The organism is Streptomyces sp. JLBT605 (assembly GCF_058215555.1).
The window spans coordinates 1,575,965-1,594,282 of sequence record NZ_CM177087.1 but is presented as its reverse complement, the minus strand read 5'-3'; the positions used below and the strand labels follow the sequence as shown (position 1 = coordinate 1,594,282).

Genomic DNA, 18,318 nt, shown 5'->3' with positions numbered 1-18,318 from the left:
GACGCGCCCCCGCCACCCAGTGGACTCACCGCGCCGGCAGCGGCGACGGCACGCCCCGCTCGCCTGGTACCCCTGCCCCGCCTGCCACGTGACGGGCCGAAGGGCCAGCGTCCGGACATGCGAATCACCCCCCAGCGCGGCTCGTACCCCCCGTGGCCGAGTGTGACAGCAGAGGACCGGCACAGTACGCGAATCGATGTTCTCGGCCACGCACAGTAGCGTTCCGGACACCCTTCCGAAGCGTCCCGGGACACCGTCGGCGAACCGCCCCGGACGCGCTCCGCCGCACGGCGGCGGCGGCCCCGGCGCCCCTCCCTCCGCACCGCCGCCCGCCGTGACCCGAGGGGATGACAAGCGCCTCGGGTCTGGTACACACCGCACACATCGGGTACATACGCAGCAGTAGCACCGGTCGGTGACCGACCGGACAACTCCCCCGACTCCGCGGCGAGGTGAGCCCTCATGACCGCTCAGACCGTGCCCGAACGCGACCCCGCGCGGTCCGTCTCCGAGCGCGAGGCACGCCAGGTGGCCGAGGCGGCCCGGGACCAGCACTGGCGCAAGCCCAGCTTCGCCAAGGAGCTGTTCCTCGGCCGCTTCCGGCTCGACCTGATCCACCCTCATCCGGTCCCGGAACCGGACGACCTGCGGCGCGGCGAGGCGTTCCTCACCCGGCTGCGGCACTTCCTGGAGACGAAGGTCGACGCCGCCCGGATCGAGCGCGAGGCCCGCATCCCGGACGAGACCATCCGCGGTCTCAAGGAGATCGGCGCCCTCGGCATGAAGATCGACACCGCCTACGGCGGACTCGGTCTCACCCAGGTCTACTACAACAAGGCGCTGGCCCTGGTCGGCTCGGTCAGCCCCGCCATCGGCGCGCTGCTCTCCGCCCACCAGTCCATCGGCGTGCCGCAGCCGGTCAAGAAGTTCGGCACCCAGGCGCAGAAGGACACCTATCTGCCGCGCTGCGCCCGCACCGACATCTCCGCCTTCCTGCTCACCGAGCCGGACGTCGGCTCGGACCCCGCCCGGCTGGCCACCACCGCCGTGCCCGAGGGCGACCAATACGTGCTGGACGGCGTCAAGCTGTGGACCACCAACGGTGTGGTCGCCGACCTGCTCGTCGTGATGGCCCGGGTGCCCGCCTCGGAGGGCCACCCCGGCGGCATCACCGCGTTCGTCGTCGAGGCCGACTCCGAGGGCATCACCGTCGAGCACCGCAACGCCTTCATGGGGCTGCGCGGCATCGAGAACGGCGTCACCCGCTTCCACCAGGTGCGGGTGCCCGCCGCCAACCGCATCGGCCCGGAGGGCGCCGGCCTGAAGATCGCGCTGACCACCCTCAACACCGGCCGGCTCTCGCTGCCCGCGATGTGCGCGGGCGCCGGCAAGTGGTGTCTGAAAATCGCCCGCGAGTGGTCGGCGGCCCGCGAGCAGTGGGGGAAGTCGATCGCCCGGCACGAGGCCGTCGGCGCCAAGATCTCCTTCATCGCCGCCACCACCTTCGCCCTGGAGGCCGTGCTCGACCTGGCCTCCCAGATGGCCGACGAGGACCGCAACGACATCCGCATCGAGGCCGCCCTGGCCAAGCTGTACGGCAGCGAGATGTCCTGGCGGATGGCCGACGAACTGGTCCAGATCCGCGGTGGCCGGGGCTTCGAGACCGCCGAGTCCCTCGCCGCGCGCGGCGAGCGCGCCGTCCCCACCGAACAGCTCCTGCGGGACCTGCGCATCAACCGGATCTTCGAGGGCTCGACCGAGATCATGCACCTGCTGATCGCCCGCGAGGCCGTCGACGCGCACCTGTCGGTGGCCGGCGACCTCATCGACCCGGACACCTCGCTGACCGCCAAGGGCAAGGCGGCCGCCAAGGCCGGCGGCTTCTACGCCCGCTGGTTGCCCGGCCTGGTCACCGGCCCCGGCCACCTGCCCCGCGCCTACGCGGAATTCGCGCCCCCCGGTCACCTCGACCTCTCCGGCCATCTGCGCTACGTCGAGCGGTCGGCCCGCAAGCTCGCCCGCTCCACCTTCTACGGCATGTCGCGCTGGCAGGGCCGGATGGAGACCAAGCAGGGGTTCCTCGGCCGGATCGTGGACATCGGCGCGGAGCTGTTCGCGATGAGCGCCGCCTGCGTACGCGCCGAGATGCTGCGCGCCTCCGGCGACCACGGGCCGGAGGCGTACCAGCTCGCCGACGCCTTCTGCCGGCAGGCCCGGATCCGTATCGACGAGCTCTTCGGCCGGCTGTGGACCAACACCGACAACCTCGACCGCGCCGTCGTCGCCAAGGTCATGGACGGCTCGTACACCTGGCTGGAGGAGGGCGTGCTCGACCCCAGCGGCGACGGTCCGTGGATCGCCGACGCCACACCCGGGCCCACCACCCAGGACAACGCCCGCCGGCCCTTCCGGTGACCGCGCCCCGCCGCCCGCCCCCGGTGACCTGCGCCCCGGGCGCGGCACCGGGTGATCCGGCGCCCCGGGGCACCTGGCTCACGCGCCCGGGCGACCGGACACAATGGGGGGATGACGGACTCCCTCGCTGACCCGCACCTCCGCTTCGCGGCCACCGCCGCCCCCGGAGACCGGCGCGACATCGTGATCCTGGGCTCCACCGGATCGATCGGCACCCAGGCCATCGACGTGGTGCTGCGCAACCCCGACCGCTTCCGGGTGACCGCCCTGTCCGCCGCCGGCGGGCGGGTGGCGCTGCTCGCGGAGCAGGCCCACACCCTGCGGGTGCGGACGGTCGCGGTCGCCCAGGCCGACAAGGTGCCCGCGCTGCGCGAGGCGCTGGCCCAGCGGTACGGGGCCGGCGAGCCGCTCCCGGAGATCCTGGCGGGGCCGGACGCGGCCACCGAGCTGGCCGGCTCCCCCTGCCACTCCGTGCTCAACGGCATCACCGGCTCGATCGGCCTCGCGCCCACCCTCGCCGCCCTGGAAGCCGGCCGGGTCCTCATCCTGGCCAACAAGGAATCGCTGATCGTCGGCGGCCCGCTGGTCAAGGCGGTGGCCAAGCCCGGCCAGATCGTGCCGGTCGACTCCGAGCACTCCGCGCTCTTCCAGGCGCTGCTGGGCGGCGCCCGCCCGGAGGTCAGAAAGCTCGTGGTCACCGCGTCCGGCGGCCCGTTCCGGGGACGCGGCAGAGCGGAGCTGACCGAGGTCACACCCGAGCAGGCGCTGGCCCACCCCACCTGGGACATGGGCCCGGTCGTCACCATCAACTCCGCCACCCTGGTCAACAAGGGCCTGGAGGTCATCGAGGCGCACCTGCTCTTCGACATCCCCTTCGAGCGGATCGAGGTGGTCGTCCACCCCCAGTCCTACATTCACTCGATGGTGGAGTTCGTCGACGGGTCGACCCTCGCCCAGGTCAGCCCGCCCGACATGCGGATGCCGATCTCGCTGGGCCTGGGCTGGCCGGAGCGGGTCCCCGACGCCGCGCCCGGCTGCGACTGGACCAAGGCGGCGACCTGGGAGTTCTTCCCGCTCGACAGCGAGGCGTTCCCCTCGGTCTCGCTGGCCCGGCACGTCGGTGGCCTCGGCGGCACCGCCCCGGCCGTCTTCAACGCGGCGAACGAGGAGTGCGTGGACGCCTTCCTCGCCGGCGAGCTGCCCTTCACCGGCATTGTCGATACGGTCGCCGAGGTGGTGCGCGAACATGGCACCCCCGCCCGGGGAACCCGGCTCACCGTCGCGGACGTCCTCGAAGCGGAGGCATGGGCTCGCGCCCGCGCCCGTGAACTGGCCGCACGCGCGGCGAAGGCGACAGCAACCCCGGAGGCTCGCGTATGACGGCACTGATGACGGTCCTCGGCATAGTCGTTTTCGTCCTCGGACTTCTGTTCTCCATCGCCTGGCACGAGCTGGGCCACCTGTCGACCGCCAAACTCTTCGGCATCCGGGTGCCGCAGTACATGGTCGGCTTCGGGCCGACGATCTTCTCGCGCAAGAAGGGCGAGACGGAGTACGGCGTCAAGGCGGTCCCGCTCGGCGGCTACATCCGCATGATCGGGATGTTCCCGCCCGGCGACGACGGGAAGATCACGGCGCGCTCCACCTCGCCCTGGCGCGGGATGATCGAGGACGCCCGGTCGGCGGCCTTCGAGGAGCTCCAGCCCGGCGACGAGAAGCGGCTGTTCTACACGCGCAAGCCGTGGAAGCGCGTCATCGTGATGTTCGCCGGCCCGTTCATGAACCTGGTCCTCGCCGTGGTGATCTTCCTCGGCGTCATGATGACCTTCGGCCTGAACACCCAGACCACCACCGTCGGCACGGTCCAGAAGTGCGTGGTCCCGGCCTCGGCCAAGGACACCGACAAGTGCCCCAAGGGCGCCGAGGACACCCCGGCCAACAAGTCCGGACTCCGCGCCGGCGACAAGATCGTCGCCATCGACGGCCACGCCACCCCCGACTGGAGCACCCTCCAGAAGCACATCCGGGACACCGTCGGCAAGGCCACCGTCACCATCGAGCGGGACGGCAAGCGCCTGGACCTGCACCCCACCCTGATACAGAACCAGGTCGCCAAGACCGACGGGCGCGGTGGCTACGTCGAGGGCAAGTTCGTCGACGCCGGATTCCTGGGCTTCACCCCGGCCACCGGAGTCGTCAAGCAGTCCTTCACCGACTCGGTGGACCGCATGGGCAACATGGTCCAGGACGGCGTCGACTCGCTGATCGACCTGCCCTCGAAGGTCCCCGACCTGTGGGACGCGACCTTCGGGGACGGCGAGCGCAAGGCCGACTCCCCGATGGGCGTGGTCGGCGCGGCCCGCGTCGGCGGCGAGATCCCCAACCTGGACATCCCGCCGTCCCAGCAGGTCGCCACGATGCTCTTCCTCGTCGCGGGCTTCAACCTCTCCCTCTTCCTGTTCAACATGCTGCCGCTGCTGCCCCTGGACGGCGGCCACATCGCGGGCGCGGTGTGGGAGTCGGTGCGCCGCCACGCGGCACGGATCTTCCGCAAGCCGGACCCGGGCCCGTTCGACGTGGCCAAGCTCATGCCGTTCGCCTACGTGGTCGCGGGCATCTTCATCTGCTTCACCCTGCTGGTGCTCATCGCGGACCTGGTCAATCCAGTACGCATCACCTGAACCAGCTGATCTTCGGAGGTCTGCCGCGACGGCCGGGCGTGATCCACGCCCGGCCGTCGTCGTGCGGGTGACGCACGGGGAGCGATGTGCCGGGCACCGCCCCGGTGCCGTAATCTCGAATCCCGGAGCCCGCCGATCTCGGGACCATGATCCACACCTTGGGGTTGCTCGCCAGATGACTGCCATCTCGCTCGGAATGCCGTCCGTACCGACCAAGCTCGCCGAACGCCGGGTGAGCCGGAGGATCCAGGTGGGGTCGGTCGCGGTGGGTGGGGACGCGCCGGTGTCGGTGCAGTCGATGACGACGACGGTGACGGCGGATGTCGGTGCGACGTTGCAGCAGATCGCGGAGCTGACGGCGTCGGGCTGCCAGATCGTGCGGGTGGCGTGCCCTTCCCAGGACGATGCCGAGGCGCTGCCGGTCATCGCGAAGAAGTCGCAGATTCCGGTGATCGCCGATATCCACTTCCAGCCGAAGTACGTGTTCGCGGCGATCGACGCTGGGTGTGCGGCGGTGCGGGTGAACCCGGGGAACATCCGGCAGTTCGATGACAAGGTCAAGGAGATCGCGAAGGCGGCCTCGGACGCGGGGGTGCCGATCCGGATCGGGGTGAACGCCGGGTCGCTGGACAAGCGGCTGCTGGAGAAGTACGGCAAGGCCACGCCCGAGGCGCTGGTGGAGTCGGCGTTGTGGGAGTGCTCGCTGTTCGAGGAGCACGGGTTCCGGGACATCAAGATCTCGGTGAAGCACAACGATCCGGTGGTGATGGTCCAGGCGTACCGGCAGCTGGCCGCGCAATGTGACTACCCGCTGCACCTGGGGGTGACGGAGGCGGGGCCGGCGTTCCAGGGCACGATCAAGTCGGCCGTGGCGTTCGGCGCGCTGCTCAGTGAGGGCATCGGCGACACCATCCGGGTCTCGCTCTCGGCGCCGCCGGCGGAGGAGGTGAAGGTCGGTATCCAGATTCTGGAGTCGCTGAACCTGCGCCAGCGTCGGCTGGAGATCGTCTCGTGTCCGTCGTGTGGTCGTGCGCAGGTGGATGTGTACAAGCTCGCGGATCAGGTGACGGCCGGTCTGGAGGGTATGGAGGTGCCGCTGCGGGTGGCGGTGATGGGCTGTGTGGTCAACGGTCCCGGCGAGGCCCGCGAGGCGGATCTCGGTGTCGCTTCGGGTAACGGCAAGGGGCAGATCTTCGTGAAGGGTGAGGTGATCAAGACGGTTCCGGAGTCGAAGATCGTCGAGACCCTCATCGAGGAGGCCCTGAAGATCGCCGAACAGATGGAGAAGGACGGCATCGCATCCGGAGAACCACAGGTCAGCGTCGGCTGACCGGCCCCCCGGGCCGCTTCCCGGCCAGCACGTCCTCGGCGGGAGGTCACCCGCCGAGGCGGCGGGGTACAGTGCGGAAATCGAGTCCCCCTGGCCGGCAGGCCCGCAACGGTGAGGCAGACCGACACGTGCTCACGACCACCACCACCAGGGTTCTCGAGCCCGCCGAGCTGGACGACGCGCTCGCCGTGCTCAACCGAGACCCCGTCTCCAACGCCTTCGTCACCGCCCGGGTCCAAGCCGCCGGCCTGGATCCCTGGCGGCTCGGCGGCGAGATGTGGGGCTGGTACAGCGGTGGGCGCCTGGAATCCCTCTGCTACGCCGGCGCCAACCTCGTCCCGGTCTGCGCCACCCCCGAGGCGGTCCGCGGCTTCGCCGAGCGGGCCCGCCGCTCCGGCCGCCGCTGCTCCTCCATCGTCGGCCCGGCCGGCACCACCGCCGAACTCTGGTCGCTCCTCGAACCCAGCTGGGGCCCGGCTCGCGAGGTGCGGGCCCACCAGCCCCTGATGGTCACCAACACCATGCCCACCGGGATAACCCCCGACCCGCTGGTGCGCCGCGTCCGCAAGGACGAGATGGACGTCATCCTCCCGGCCTGCGTGGCGATGTTCACCGAGGAGGTCGGCGTCTCGCCCCTGGCCGGCGACGGCGGCCTGCTCTACCAGGCCCGCGTCGCCGAACTCGTCAGCACCGGCAGATCCTTCGCCCGCATCGAGGACGGCCGGGTCGTCTTCAAGGCCGAGATCGGCGCCGCCACCGCGCTCGCCTGCCAGATCCAGGGCGTCTGGGTGGCCCCCGAGTACCGCGGCCGCGGACTGGCGGCGACCGGCATGGCAGCCGTCCTCGACTTCGCGCTGCGCGAGGTCGCCCCGGTCGTCAGCCTCTACGTCAACGACTACAACACCGCGGCGCGCGCCACCTACCGCCGCGTCGGCTTCCAGGAGGTCGGCGCCTTCATGAGCGTGCTCTTCTGACCGCCCAGGCCCGCCCTGCCCCGATGCGCCGCGGTGTCCTGATCCGCCGCGCCGCCGCCCGCCGCCCAGTAGGGTGCCGCCATGGATGACGTCGTCGTCGGACCACTCGACCTCGCCGCCCGGGTGGACGACGCGCTCGCCGTACAGGCGGTCGCGTTCGGCCTCACCGATGAGGAGATCGGCGTACGGCGCCACATCGTGCTCCGGCACCTCACCAGCCCAGGAGCCCGCGCACTCGGCGCGACCACGCCCACCGGCCGTCTCGTCGGCTTCGTCTACGGCATGCCCAACGACCGCACCCAGTGGTGGTCCACGGTCGTCGAGCCCTACCTGCGCGCCACCGGCCGGGAACACTGGCTGGACGACTCCTTCGTCGTCACCGAACTGCATGTGCACCCCGCCTACCAGAACCGCGGCATCGGCCGGACCCTGATCACCACCCTCACCGACGGCGCCGGCCAGCCGCGCAGCATCCTCTCCGCCATCGACACCGACAGCCCGGCCCGCTGCCTCTACCGCGCCCTGGGCTACCACGACCTCGCCCGCCGCGTCCTCTTCCCAAGCGCCTCAAGCCCGTACGCGGTGATGGGCGCCCCACTGCCGCTGCTGCGGGGGTGAACGCCGACCCGCTCAGGATCGGGCGAATGCGTTTTCCGGTTCCCCCCTGCGGCGGCTAACCTCCTGCCATCCCATCTCGCACGCAGGAGACGCCCCATGGCCCAAGCCGTCCACGCCCAGCGCATGTCCCGGATGATGCTGAAGACGCTGCGCGACGACCCGGCCGACGCCGAGACCGCGAGTCACAAGCTGCTCGTCCGCGCCGGGTATGTGCGCCGCTCCTCCGCCGGCGTGTGGACCTGGCTGCCGCTCGGCAAGAAGGTCCTGGAGAACGTCTCCCGGATCGTGCGCGAGGAGATGGACGCCATCGGCGCCCAGGAGGTGCTGCTGCCCGCGCTGCTGCCCCGCGAGGCGTACGAGGCCAGCGGCCGCTGGGACGAGTACGGTGACCTGCTCTTCCGGCTCAAGGACCGCAAGGGCGCGGACTACCTCCTCGGCCCCACCCACGAGGAGATCTTCACCCAGACGGTCAAGGACCAGTGCACGTCCTACAAGGACCTGCCGGTGATCCTCTACCAGATCCAGACCAAGTACCGGGACGAGGCGCGGCCCCGCTCCGGCGTGCTGCGCGGCCGCGAGTTCCAGATGAAGGACTCGTACTCCTTCGACACCACCGACGAGGGCCTGGCCGAGTCCTACCGGCTGCACCGCGAGGCGTACCAGCGGATCTTCGCCCGCCTCGGCCTCGACTACCGCATCGTCTCCGCCGTCTCGGGCGCCATGGGCGGCTCGGCCTCGGAGGAGTTCCTCGCCCCGGCGGCGGCCGGTGAGGACACCTTCGTCGACTGCCCGAAGTGCGACTACGCGGCGAACACCGAGGCGGTCACGGTGACCGTGCCGCCGGTCGAGGGGGTCGAGCACGGCCCGGTCGAGGAGCTGGACACGCCCGACACCCCGACCATCGAGACCCTCGCCGAGCACCTCGGCGTCCCGGCCTCCGCCACGCTGAAGAACCTGCTGGTCAAGGTGGACGGCGAGATCACCGCGGTGGGCGTGCCCGGCGACCGCGAGGTCGACCTCGGCAAGCTGGCCGAGCACCTGGCGCCGGCCGAGGTGGAGCTGGTGACGGCCGAGGACTTCGCCGACCGCCCCGACCTGGTCCGCGGCTACGTCGGCCCGCAGGGCCTGGCCGGCAAGTCCTTCCGCTACCTCGCCGACCCTCGCGTGGCACCCGGCACCGCCTGGGTGACCGGTGCCAACAAGCCCGACAAGCACGCGTCGAACGTCGTCTGCGGGCGGGACTTCGAGGTCGACCAGTACCTCGACGTGGTCGTTGTGGAGCCGGGCGACCCGTGCCCCCAGTGCGGCGCGGGCATCGAGCTGGACCGGGCGATCGAGATCGGCCACATCTTCCAGCTCGGCCGGAAGTACGCCGACACCTTCCAGCTGGACGTGCTCGGGCAGCACGGCAAGCCGGTCCGGGTCACCATGGGCTCGTACGGCATCGGCGTCTCGCGTGCCGTGGCCGCGCTCGCCGAGCAGACCCATGACGAGTCCGGCCTGTGCTGGCCGCGCGAGGTCGCCCCGGCCGACGTCCAGGTGGTCGCCGCGGGCAAGGCGCTGCAGACCGAACTCGCCCTGGAGGTGGGGGAGAAGCTGGCCGCGGCCGGAGTCCGCACCCTTGTCGACGACCGGGCCGGGGTCTCCCCGGGCGTGAAGTTCACCGACGCGGAGCTGATCGGTGTCCCGACGATCCTCGTCGTGGGGCGCGGCGCGAAGGACGGCGTGGTCGAGCTGAAGGACCGGCGCACCGGCGAGCGCGAGGAGCTGACCGTCGACGAGGCGGTGGCCCGCCTCACCGCACTGGCCACGGCGTAACGTCGCGCCTCCCGGCGAGGGACCGTGGCGGGCGGCGCGCTCTGGAGTGCGCGGCGCCCGCCCGGGGGCTTGAGCCCGCCGGGCTGGGGCGCCTTTGCCGTGTGGGTCGGTGCCGCGCCGGGGCGTGTCTCCCCCAGCTACCTCCCCCAGACTCCGTCCGGGGGACCCCCAGGAGGTGCCCCCACGGCGGCGCGACTACTGCCTCTTCGCGGGTGACGGCTGGTTGTCCGCGCCTTCTGCGGGAACGCCCCGACACGGCCCCTCCCGCGGGCCGGCGACTGACCCTGTTCCCCAGCCAGGTCTGGGACCTGCGCGCCGGTTCGGCCAACCGCCGAAGTTTGACGGCCCCTCGCCGGGAGGCGGTACCTCACAGCCAGCCCGCGAACTCCAGCAGCAGTTCACCGCGCCGGTGCTCCCCGGTCGCCACCTGCCGCAGTCCCGCCGCCACCGCCCGGTACACGGTCCAGCCGCGCAGCCGGTCCCGATCGACGTCGAGCGAGTCGGCCAGCTTGACGACCCGTCGGCGGGCGACCGCGGCGGCGCCGGAGCCGGCGGCCACGTCCTCGAACCGGTCCAGCACCAGCCGGGCCAGGTCGTACGCGCGCTCGCCGACCAGCGGGTCGGGGCCGACCGCCAGCCACGGCGCGCGCTCCCCGGCCAGCACCTTGCCCTGCCGGAAGTCACCGTGCAGCAGCAGCTGTTCGGGCGAGTCGGCGGTGAGTTCCGCGCCCAGCTCCAGCGCCTCGTCCAGCAGCGGTCGCGCGTCCGCGGCCCAGCGGCCCGCGCCGACCGCCCGCAGGGTCCCGGCCGCTTCCTCGGTGAGCTGCGCGACCGTGCGGAAGGGATGGCCCTCGGGGACCTCCACCCACAGCCGCCGGACCGTGCCCGCCGCCTCCAGCAGCGCCTTCGCCTCCGGTAGCGAGCGCAGCGACACCGTGGCGTGCAGCCGCTCCAGCAGCAGCGCCCCGGTGCCGGGGTCGGCGCGCAGCAGCCGCACCGCCCCCCAGCCGTTCCAGAGTTCGAGCGCCGCCCGCTCATGCCCGGCGGCCGGGCCGGGCACCGGGAGCTTCAGTGCCGCCGGGCTGCCGTCCGCCTGTGTCACGAGCACCACCACGCTGCTCATGCCGCCCGGCATCTGCACCCGCTCCGGCGTCAACTCCCAGTCGTCCAGCAGCCGCCGGAGCGTGGCGGGGACGGCCGCGAGCCAGTCCCGGACCGGCCCGCCGGGCTCCTCGCTCAGTGCGTTCAGCAGCCGCTGCGGCGGGTCGAGCGGGGCCGTGGGACGGCCGCCGGGCTGCGGTCCTGCTGTCATTCCTGAGCTGTCCTCTTGTGGTTTCTCGTCGTCGGTCTCGTTGGCGCGGGCTTCCCCGGCGCTGCGGCCGTCGCACCCGGATCAGTGGTCAGCGACAACCTGATCAGTGGTCAGCGACAGGCTGCCGGGCCACTGTTCAGAGCCTGCCCGCCGGACTCTCGGGCGTCGCGGAGGGATCGGCGGACGCGGCGCGTTCGGTGAGCCCAGGGAAGGCTACGCCGGTGCCCCGCCAGCGCACCGCCCGGACCGCCGCTTCCCGCAGCGCGCCCGCCGCCTCGCGGCGCAGCGGGCCGTCCGCGGCCCGGACCAGGTCGGCGTAGACGGCGGCGACCCGGTTCTCCAGCTCGGCGGCGAGCCGCACCGCGGCGGCCGCGTCCGGCACCGGGAACGGCAGCGCGTAGGCCGCGGCCGCGGCGGCGGGTGTGCCGCCCAGGTCGCGTACCGCGCGCCGCATCGCGTCCCGCCGCGCGCGGTGTGCCGCATAGCCGTCCCGGGCCTCGCGGAGCCGGTCGTCGCCGATCCGGCCGCCGACCACGCCATAGCCGTAGACCGCGGCGTGCTCGGCCGCGAGGGCCGCCTGGGCGGCCTTGACGACATCCGCGCCGCCCTGGTCCTTGCCGTCTTCGCCGCGGGCGGCGAAGAACCCTCCGGTCGTCATATGCGCGTCCCTTCGGTGCCTTCGAGCCGCGGGTCGGTGCTTTCCAGCCGCGGGCCGCGGCCTCTGGGCGTGGTCATGAGCCGCTCCCGGAGAGCAGATACGCGTGCGCGGCGCCGCAGGCCGCGACCGAGGCCAGCAGCCGGGCGAACTCGCCGGGGGCGTCGGCCAGGGCGGCGGTGCGGGCGTCGGCGGTGTCGCGCTCGGCCTGGGCGAGCGCGGCGAGCGCGGCCTGGGCCTCCCGGGGCACCGAGGGCTTGGTTTCCGGTTTCCGGGCGGCGGGGGAGGGCGCGGGGGTGCCGGACGCCGCGCGGCCGGCAGTGAACGCCGCCAGGTGCCGTGCGGTCTCCTCGCGCAGCGGACGCAGCCGCGTCCCGAGCGCCGGGTGGGCGGCGAGCGTGGCGTCGTAGCGGGCCAGCAGCGCGGTGCTCTCCCGTCGCGCGCGGGCGCGCAGCCGCGTGAGGTCGGACCCCCGCCCGGCCTCGTCCGCCCCCGGCTCCGACGCGCCGGAGGAGCAGCCGCCCAGCAGGACGACGGCGCCGGCCGCGCCGCCGGCCAGCAGCAGTTCTCGTCTGCGCGGGCCGTCAGGGTCCCGCGGCGGATTCGTGGAGAGCGGCACGGTCCTCATTTCGGTGCTGGGTTTCCGGTGCGGTGATCACCGCAGGCGAGCGTACCCAGGTCAGGCGCATGTGGTGCGTCGCCCCCGCCGCAAGCCCCTGCAATCCCCCATGCGCCCCGTGTGGGCTGCCGTGCGCCGTTCGCGACCCGATACGCGCCCCCGGAGTACCGAATCGTCAGCCGCCCACGGGAACGGATAGGCTTTGGTCCGACACGCGACCTTCCCACAACAGCACACGCGGCCGAGGAGTCACCCGGATGAGCACCACCCAGAGCGAGAGGCTGCGCGGACTGCTCGAACCGCTGGTCAGCGCGCGAGAGCTGGATCTGGAAGAGGTCGAGGTGACACCGGCCGGGAAGCGGCGCGTGCTCCGGATCGTGGTCGACTCCGACGAGGGCGTGCAGCTGGACGCCTGTGCGGAGCTCAGCCGCGCCGTCTCCGAGAAGCTCGATGCCACGGACGCGATGGGGTCCACCCCGTACGTCCTGGAGGTCACCTCGCCCGGCGCGGACCGCCCGCTGACCGAACCGCGGCACTACCGCCGCGCCACCGGGCGGCTCATCAACGCGCGGCTCGCCGAGGGCGGGGAACTGGTCGCGCGGATCATCGCAGTGGACGACGAGGGCGTCGACCTCGAAGTGCCGGGCGTGAAGGGGCGTAAGCCCACCGCCCGGCGGCTGGCCTTCGGCGAGATCTCCAAGGCCCGGGTGGAGATCGAATTCAGCCGCAAGGCAGCCGAGCCGAACGACATGAACGACGAGAGCAACGACGAGAGCAAGGAGGAGGCGTAGCCGTGGACATCGACATGAGTGCCCTGCGGGGTCTGGTTCGGGAGAAGGAGATCTCGTTCGACCTGCTGGTCGAAGCGATCGAGTCGGCCCTCCTCATCGCCTACCACCGCACCGAGGGAAGCCGCCGGCGGGCCCGGGTGGAGCTGGACCGGGCCACCGGCCACGTCACGGTGTGGGCGAAGGAGAACCCGGAGGACCTCGAGGACCTGCCGGAGGGCGAGGAGCCGCGGGAGTTCGACGACACCCCGTCCGGATTCGGCCGGATCGCGGCCACCACCGCCAAGCAGGTCATCCTGCAGCGGCTGCGGGACGCCGAGGAGGAGATCACCTTCGGCGAGTACGCGGGCCGGGAGGGCGATGTCGTCTCCGGCATCGTCCAGCAGGGCAAGGACCCGAAGAACGTCCTGGTCGACATCGGCAAGCTGGAAGCCATCCTTCCGGTGCAGGAGCAGGTGCCCGGCGAGGACTACAGCCACGGCACCCGTCTGCGGTGCTACGTCGTCCGGGTGGTCAAGGGCGTGCGCGGCCCGTCCGTGACCCTCTCCCGCACCCATCCCAATCTGGTGAAGAAGCTCTTCGCCCTGGAGGTGCCGGAGATCGCGGACGGCTCGGTGGAGATCGCGGCGATCGCCCGCGAGGCCGGTCACCGCACCAAGATCGCCGTGCGTTCCACCCGGTCGGGCCTGAACGCCAAGGGCGCCTGCATCGGCCCGATGGGCGGCCGGGTCCGCAACGTCATGGCCGAACTGCACGGCGAGAAGATCGACATCGTCGACTGGTCGGACCACCCGGCCGACCTGGTGGCCAACGCGCTGTCCCCCGCCCGGGTGAGCAAGGTCGAGGTCGTGGACCTCGCGGCGCGCTCCGCCCGGGTCACCGTGCCGGACTACCAGCTGTCGCTGGCCATCGGCAAGGAGGGGCAGAACGCCCGGCTCGCCGCCCGGCTCACCGGGTGGCGGATCGACATCCGGCCGGACACCGAGCACCCCTCGGAACAAGGCTGAATCCAGCCAGATCACGCCGAAATAATTCGGCGGCGAAGCGGTAACGAGTAACCGTACGATCACTCCCCCGAAGGGGTGAGGTCGGCGCGGGGAGGTAGACTTAAGCAGTGTCTGGCCGGACGTGTGCCCGCGTATGCCCTGAGCGAACCTGTGTGGGATGCCGGGAACGAGCGGCCAAAGGCGATCTGCTGCGCATCGTGGCGGTCGAGGGCGACTGTGTCCCCGACCGGCGCGGTACGCTGCCCGGCCGGGGTGCCTACGTGCACCCCACCGTGGTCTGCCTCGACCTGGCGGTCCGCCGCCGGGCGTTCCCCCGGGCCTTCAGGGGCCCGGGACCGTTCGACACCGCGGCCCTGCGCCGCCACATCGAACAGTCTGCGCGAGCAGAGCAGACAGCACCGTAAGAAGCAGGAAGAAGAACGGCACGGGACACCGTGCGGTCAGGTACCTCGCGAGTCGGAAGTAGGTCGAGATTGCGATGAGCACTCGATGAGTACGCGATGAGTACGCCCATGAAGTAGCGACGGTCCGGCGGTAACCGGACCTAAAAGGAGCGAAGTGGCTAAGGTCCGGGTATACGAACTCGCCAAGGAGTTCGGTGTGGAGAGCAAGGTCGTCATGGCCAAGCTCCAGGAACTCGGTGAATTCGTCCGTTCGGCGTCCTCGACGATCGAGGCGCCGGTGGTGCGCAAGTTGACTGACGCTTTCCAGGGTGGCGGCTCCGGCCGCGCCGCAGGTAAGCCCGCAGCCCCGAAGAAGGCTGCCCCCAAGCCCGCCGCGCCCTCCCCGGCGCAGGCGGCTCGTCCGGCTGCTCCCAAGCCCGGCGCCCCGGCCCCCCGGCCGGCTGCCGCCGAGGCCCCCAAGAGCACCCCGTCCGCGGCTCCCGCCCCCGGCCCGCGCCCGACGCCCGGCCCCAAGGCCCCGGCGCCCGGCCCGAAGCCGGCTCCGGCCGCGCCCGCCGCACCGGCTCCGGCGCAGCCCGAGTTCACCGCCCCGCCGGCGGCTCCGCAGGCCCCCCGGCCCGCCGCCGCCAAGCCGGGCGGCGGTCCGGCCAAGCCCGGTGCCACCCCCGGCCCGCGCCCCGGCGCCCGTCCGGGTGCTTCCGGCCAGGGCCGTGACCAGGCCGGCGGCCGTCCCGGCGCGCCGCGTCCCGGTGGCCAGGCTCCGCGCCCCGGTGCGCGTCCGGCCGGCCCGCGTCCGGGCAACAACCCCTTCACCTCCGGTGGCTCCACCGGCATGGCGCGCCCGCAGGCGCCCCGTCCGGGTGGCGCTCCGCGCCCCGGTGGCCAGGCAGGCCCCGGTGCCCCGCGTCCGCAGGGTGCCGGCCAGGGCGGTCCCCGTCCGCAGGGTCCGGGCGGTCCCCGTCCGACCCCGGGCGGCATGCCCCGTCCGCAGGGCGGCCAGGGCGCTCCGCGTCCCGGCGGCGGCCCCGGCGGTCCGCGTCCGAACCCGGGCATGATGCCGCAGCGTCCGGCTGCCGGCCCGCGCCCCGGTCCCGGTGGCGGCGGCCGCGGTCCCGGCGGTGCCGGTCGTCCCGGTGGCGGCGGCCGTCCCGGCGGCGGCTTCGCCGGCCGTCCGGCCGGTCCCGGTGGCGGCGGTCGTCCCGGTGGTGGCGGCGGCTTCGCCGGTCGTCCCGGTGGCGGTGGCCCCGGCGGCGGTGGCGGTGGCGGCGGCTTCGGCGGTCGTCCCGGCTTCGGCGGTCGTCCGGGTGGTCCCGGTGGCCGTGGTGGCACGCAGGGCGCCTTCGGTCGTCCCGGTGGTCCGGCGCGTCGTGGCCGCAAGTCCAAGCGGCAGCGGCGCCAGGAGTACGAGGCCATGCAGGCCCCGTCCATCGGCGGCGTGATGCTGCCTCGCGGCAACGGCCAGACGGTCCGGCTGTCGCGCGGTGCCTCGCTCACCGACTTCGCGGAGAAGATCAACGCCAACCCGGCGTCGCTGGTCCAGGTGATGTTCAACCTGGGCGAGATGGTCACCGCGACCCAGTCGGTCTCCGACGAGACGCTGCAGCTGCTCGGCGACGAGATGAACTACACCGTCCAGATCGTCAGCCCGGAGGAGGAGGACCGCGAGCTTCTCGAGTCCTTCGACATCGAGTTCGGCGAGGACGAGGGCGGCGAGGAGATGCTCGTCGCGCGTCCGCCGGTGGTGACCGTCATGGGTCACGTCGACCACGGTAAGACCCGACTGCTCGACGCGATCCGCAAGACGAACGTCATCGCGGGCGAGGCCGGCGGCATCACCCAGCACATCGGTGCCTACCAGGTCTCCACCGAGGTCAACGACGAAGAGCGCAGGATCACCTTCATCGACACCCCGGGTCACGAGGCGTTCACCGCCATGCGTGCCCGTGGTGCGAAGTCGACCGACATCGCGATCCTCGTGGTGGCGGCCAACGACGGTGTGATGCCCCAGACGATCGAGGCGCTGAACCACGCCAAGGCGGCCGATGTGCCGATCGTGGTCGCGGTCAACAAGATCGACGTCGAGGGCGCGGACCCGACCAAGGTGCGCGGTCAGCTGACCGAGTACGGCCTGGTGGCCGAGGAGTACGGCGGCGACACGATGTTCGTCGACATCTCCGCCAAGCAGGGTCTGAACATCGACGGACTGCTGGAGGCCGTGGTCCTCACCGCCGACGCCTCGCTCGACCTGCGGGCCAACGCCGAGCAGGACGCGCAGGGCATCGCGATCGAGGCCCACCTCGACCGCGGCCGCGGCGCCGTGGCCACCGTGCTCGTCCAGCGCGGCACCCTGCGGGTCGGCGACACCATGGTCGCCGGCGACGCGTACGGCCGCGTCCGGGCGATGCTCGACGACAACGGCAACGCGCTGGAGGAGGCAGGCCCCTCGACCCCGGTCCTGGTGCTCGGTCTCACCAACGTGCCCGGCGCGGGCGACAACTTCCTCGTCGTCGACGAGGACCGCACCGCCCGCCAGATCGCCGAGAAGCGCGCCGCGCGCGAGCGCAACGCCGCCTTCGCCAAGCGCACCCGCCGGGTGTCCCTGGAGGACCTCGACAAGGTGCTCAAGGCCGGCGAGGTCCAGCAGCTCAACCTCATCATCAAGGGCGACGCGTCCGGTTCGGTCGAGGCCCTGGAGTCCTCGCTGCTCCAGCTCGACGTCGGCGACGAGGTCGACCTGCGCGTCCTGCACCGCGGTGTGGGTGCGGTCACCGAGACCGACATCGACCTGGCGACCGGCTCCGACGCCATCGTCATCGGCTTCAACGTGCGCGCCGAGGGGCGTGCCACGCAGATGGCCGAGCGCGAGGGCGTGGACGTCCGCTACTACTCGGTCATCTACCAGGTGATCGAGGAGATCGAGGCGGCCCTGAAGGGCATGCTGAAGCCGGAGTACGAAGAGGTCGAGCTGGGCACGGCGGAGATCCGCGAGGTCTTCCGCTCCTCCAAGCTGGGCAACATCGCGGGTGTCATCATCCGCTCCGGCGAGGTCAAGCGGAACACCAAGGCGCGCCTCATCCGCGACGGCAAGGTGGTCGCGGAGAACCTCAACATCGAGGGTCTGCGCCGCTTCAAGGACGACGTCACCGAGATCCGCGAAGGCTTCGAGGGCGGTATCAACCTCGGAAACTTCAACGACATCAAGGTCGACGACATCATCGCCACCTACGAGATGCGCGAGAAGCCCCGCGGCTGATCCGTGCAGCGTCGGTCGGGGCCGGTCGGCGGGGAAATCCCGTCGATCGGCCCCGGCCGTTGCGTGTACGGTTTCTGATGTCCCCGCCAAGCGGCAGCGGACACAGACGAGGCCCCACGGGTGGCTTTACCCGGCTCACATGTATGTAGGGACGCTGTCCTTCGACATCCTCCTCGGCGACGTGCGGTCGCTGAAGGAGAAGCGCTCCGTTGTCCGCCCCATCGTCGCCGAGCTCCAGCGCAAGTACGCGGTGAGCGCGGCGGAGGTGGGCGACCAGGACGTCTACCGCAGGGTCAGGATCGGCCTCGCGGCGGTGTCCGGGGACACGGGGCACCTCACAGACGTACTGGACCGGTGCGAGCGCCTCGTCGCCGCCCGTCCGGAAGTGGAGCTGCTGTCGGTGCGGCGGCGGCTCCACGGCGACCATGACGACTGATCCCAGGC

At 72.2% G+C, this 18,318-nt stretch carries 15 protein-coding genes; 12 read left to right on the top strand and 3 right to left on the bottom strand.

Features of this window, described 5'->3' with window-relative positions; genetic code table 11:
* The first annotated feature begins 462 nt into the window (after window positions 1–462).
* The 7 genes from AC4BDD_RS07195 to AC4BDD_RS07165 all read left to right on the top strand — a co-directional run bounded on the left by AC4BDD_RS07195 (window position 463) and on the right by AC4BDD_RS07165 (window position 9,836).
* Entirely contained in the window at window positions 463–2,415 is a 1,953-nt protein-coding gene (locus AC4BDD_RS07195) for an acyl-CoA dehydrogenase family protein (RefSeq protein WP_490690133.1), read from the top strand.
* Window positions 2,416–2,526: 111 nt separating this feature from the next.
* The gene (gene dxr / locus AC4BDD_RS07190; protein ID WP_490690132.1) at window positions 2,527–3,795 is read left to right on the top strand and encodes a 1-deoxy-D-xylulose-5-phosphate reductoisomerase; all 1,269 of its coding nucleotides are present in this window, start codon (window positions 2,527–2,529) and stop codon (window positions 3,793–3,795) included.
* On the top strand, window positions 3,792–5,096 hold the full coding sequence (locus AC4BDD_RS07185; protein WP_490690131.1) for a M50 family metallopeptidase: 1,305 nt from the start codon (window positions 3,792–3,794) through the stop codon (window positions 5,094–5,096). The genes dxr and AC4BDD_RS07185 overlap by 4 nt, the downstream gene beginning before the upstream one ends.
* Before the next feature lie 175 nt (window positions 5,097–5,271).
* Window positions 5,272–6,426, top strand: a complete 1,155-nt coding sequence (ispG, locus tag AC4BDD_RS07180) for a flavodoxin-dependent (E)-4-hydroxy-3-methylbut-2-enyl-diphosphate synthase (protein ID WP_490690130.1) — start codon at window positions 5,272–5,274, stop codon at window positions 6,424–6,426.
* A 128-nt stretch (window positions 6,427–6,554) separates the two neighbouring features.
* Entirely contained in the window at window positions 6,555–7,400 is an 846-nt protein-coding gene (locus tag AC4BDD_RS07175) for a GNAT family N-acetyltransferase (protein ID WP_490690129.1), read from the top strand.
* A gap of 81 nt (window positions 7,401–7,481) precedes the next feature.
* The gene (locus AC4BDD_RS07170) at window positions 7,482–8,018 is read left to right on the top strand and encodes a GNAT family N-acetyltransferase (protein ID WP_490690128.1); all 537 of its coding nucleotides are present in this window, start codon (window positions 7,482–7,484) and stop codon (window positions 8,016–8,018) included.
* Between the two features lie 96 nt (window positions 8,019–8,114).
* Window positions 8,115–9,836, top strand: a complete 1,722-nt coding sequence (locus tag AC4BDD_RS07165) for a proline--tRNA ligase (protein WP_490690127.1) — start codon at window positions 8,115–8,117, stop codon at window positions 9,834–9,836.
* Between the two features lie 367 nt (window positions 9,837–10,203).
* On the opposite strand, the gene AC4BDD_RS07160 is transcribed toward AC4BDD_RS07165, so the two are convergent.
* The 3 genes from AC4BDD_RS07160 to AC4BDD_RS07150 form a co-directional block, all read right to left on the bottom strand.
* Entirely contained in the window at window positions 10,204–11,148 is a 945-nt protein-coding gene (locus AC4BDD_RS07160; protein ID WP_490690126.1) for an aminoglycoside phosphotransferase family protein, read from the bottom strand.
* Between the two features lie 136 nt (window positions 11,149–11,284).
* Entirely contained in the window at window positions 11,285–11,806 is a 522-nt protein-coding gene (locus AC4BDD_RS07155) for a ferritin-like domain-containing protein (protein WP_490690125.1), read from the bottom strand.
* 73 nt (window positions 11,807–11,879) lie between these two features.
* Window positions 11,880–12,431, bottom strand: a complete 552-nt coding sequence (locus AC4BDD_RS07150) for a hypothetical protein (RefSeq protein ID WP_490690124.1) — start codon at window positions 12,429–12,431, stop codon at window positions 11,880–11,882.
* A gap of 248 nt (window positions 12,432–12,679) precedes the next feature.
* On the opposite strand from AC4BDD_RS07150, the gene rimP reads away from it, so the two are divergent.
* From rimP to AC4BDD_RS07125, 5 genes are all read left to right on the top strand, one after another.
* Window positions 12,680–13,213, top strand: coding sequence for a ribosome maturation factor RimP (gene rimP, locus AC4BDD_RS07145; protein ID WP_490690123.1), 534 nt, complete (start codon window positions 12,680–12,682; stop codon window positions 13,211–13,213).
* Between the two features lie 2 nt (window positions 13,214–13,215).
* Entirely contained in the window at window positions 13,216–14,217 is a 1,002-nt protein-coding gene (gene nusA, locus AC4BDD_RS07140; RefSeq protein WP_490690122.1) for a transcription termination factor NusA, read from the top strand.
* Window positions 14,218–14,324: 107 nt separating this feature from the next.
* Window positions 14,325–14,621, top strand: coding sequence for a YlxR family protein (locus AC4BDD_RS07135; protein WP_490690121.1), 297 nt, complete (start codon window positions 14,325–14,327; stop codon window positions 14,619–14,621).
* A gap of 154 nt (window positions 14,622–14,775) precedes the next feature.
* Window positions 14,776–17,874 (top strand): translation initiation factor IF-2, encoded by a 3,099-nt coding sequence (infB, locus tag AC4BDD_RS07130; protein WP_490690120.1) that lies wholly within the window; start codon window positions 14,776–14,778, stop codon window positions 17,872–17,874.
* 139 nt (window positions 17,875–18,013) lie between these two features.
* Window positions 18,014–18,310, top strand: a complete 297-nt coding sequence (locus AC4BDD_RS07125) for a DUF503 domain-containing protein (protein WP_490690119.1) — start codon at window positions 18,014–18,016, stop codon at window positions 18,308–18,310.
* The last annotated feature ends 8 nt before the right edge of the window (window positions 18,311–18,318 follow it).

Excerpts from the sequence above, each read along its gene's own strand:
- AC4BDD_RS07195 (WP_490690133.1), top strand. The coding sequence starts at position 463 with ATGACCGCTCAGACCGTGCCCGAACGCGACCCCGCGCGGTCCGTCTCC.
- dxr (WP_490690132.1), top strand. The coding sequence starts at position 2,527 with ATGACGGACTCCCTCGCTGACCCGCACCTCCGCTTCGCGGCCACCGCC.
- AC4BDD_RS07185 (WP_490690131.1), top strand. The coding sequence starts at position 3,792 with ATGACGGCACTGATGACGGTCCTCGGCATAGTCGTTTTCGTCCTCGGA.
- ispG (WP_490690130.1), top strand. The coding sequence starts at position 5,272 with ATGACTGCCATCTCGCTCGGAATGCCGTCCGTACCGACCAAGCTCGCC.
- AC4BDD_RS07170 (WP_490690128.1), top strand. The coding sequence starts at position 7,482 with ATGGATGACGTCGTCGTCGGACCACTCGACCTCGCCGCCCGGGTGGAC.
- AC4BDD_RS07165 (WP_490690127.1), top strand. The coding sequence starts at position 8,115 with ATGGCCCAAGCCGTCCACGCCCAGCGCATGTCCCGGATGATGCTGAAG.
- AC4BDD_RS07160 (WP_490690126.1), bottom strand. The coding sequence starts at position 11,148 with ATGACAGCAGGACCGCAGCCCGGCGGCCGTCCCACGGCCCCGCTCGAC.
- AC4BDD_RS07155 (WP_490690125.1), bottom strand. The coding sequence starts at position 11,806 with ATGACGACCGGAGGGTTCTTCGCCGCCCGCGGCGAAGACGGCAAGGAC.
- AC4BDD_RS07150 (WP_490690124.1), bottom strand. The coding sequence starts at position 12,431 with ATGAGGACCGTGCCGCTCTCCACGAATCCGCCGCGGGACCCTGACGGC.
- rimP (WP_490690123.1), top strand. The coding sequence starts at position 12,680 with ATGAGCACCACCCAGAGCGAGAGGCTGCGCGGACTGCTCGAACCGCTG.
- AC4BDD_RS07125 (WP_490690119.1), top strand. The coding sequence starts at position 18,014 with ATGTATGTAGGGACGCTGTCCTTCGACATCCTCCTCGGCGACGTGCGG.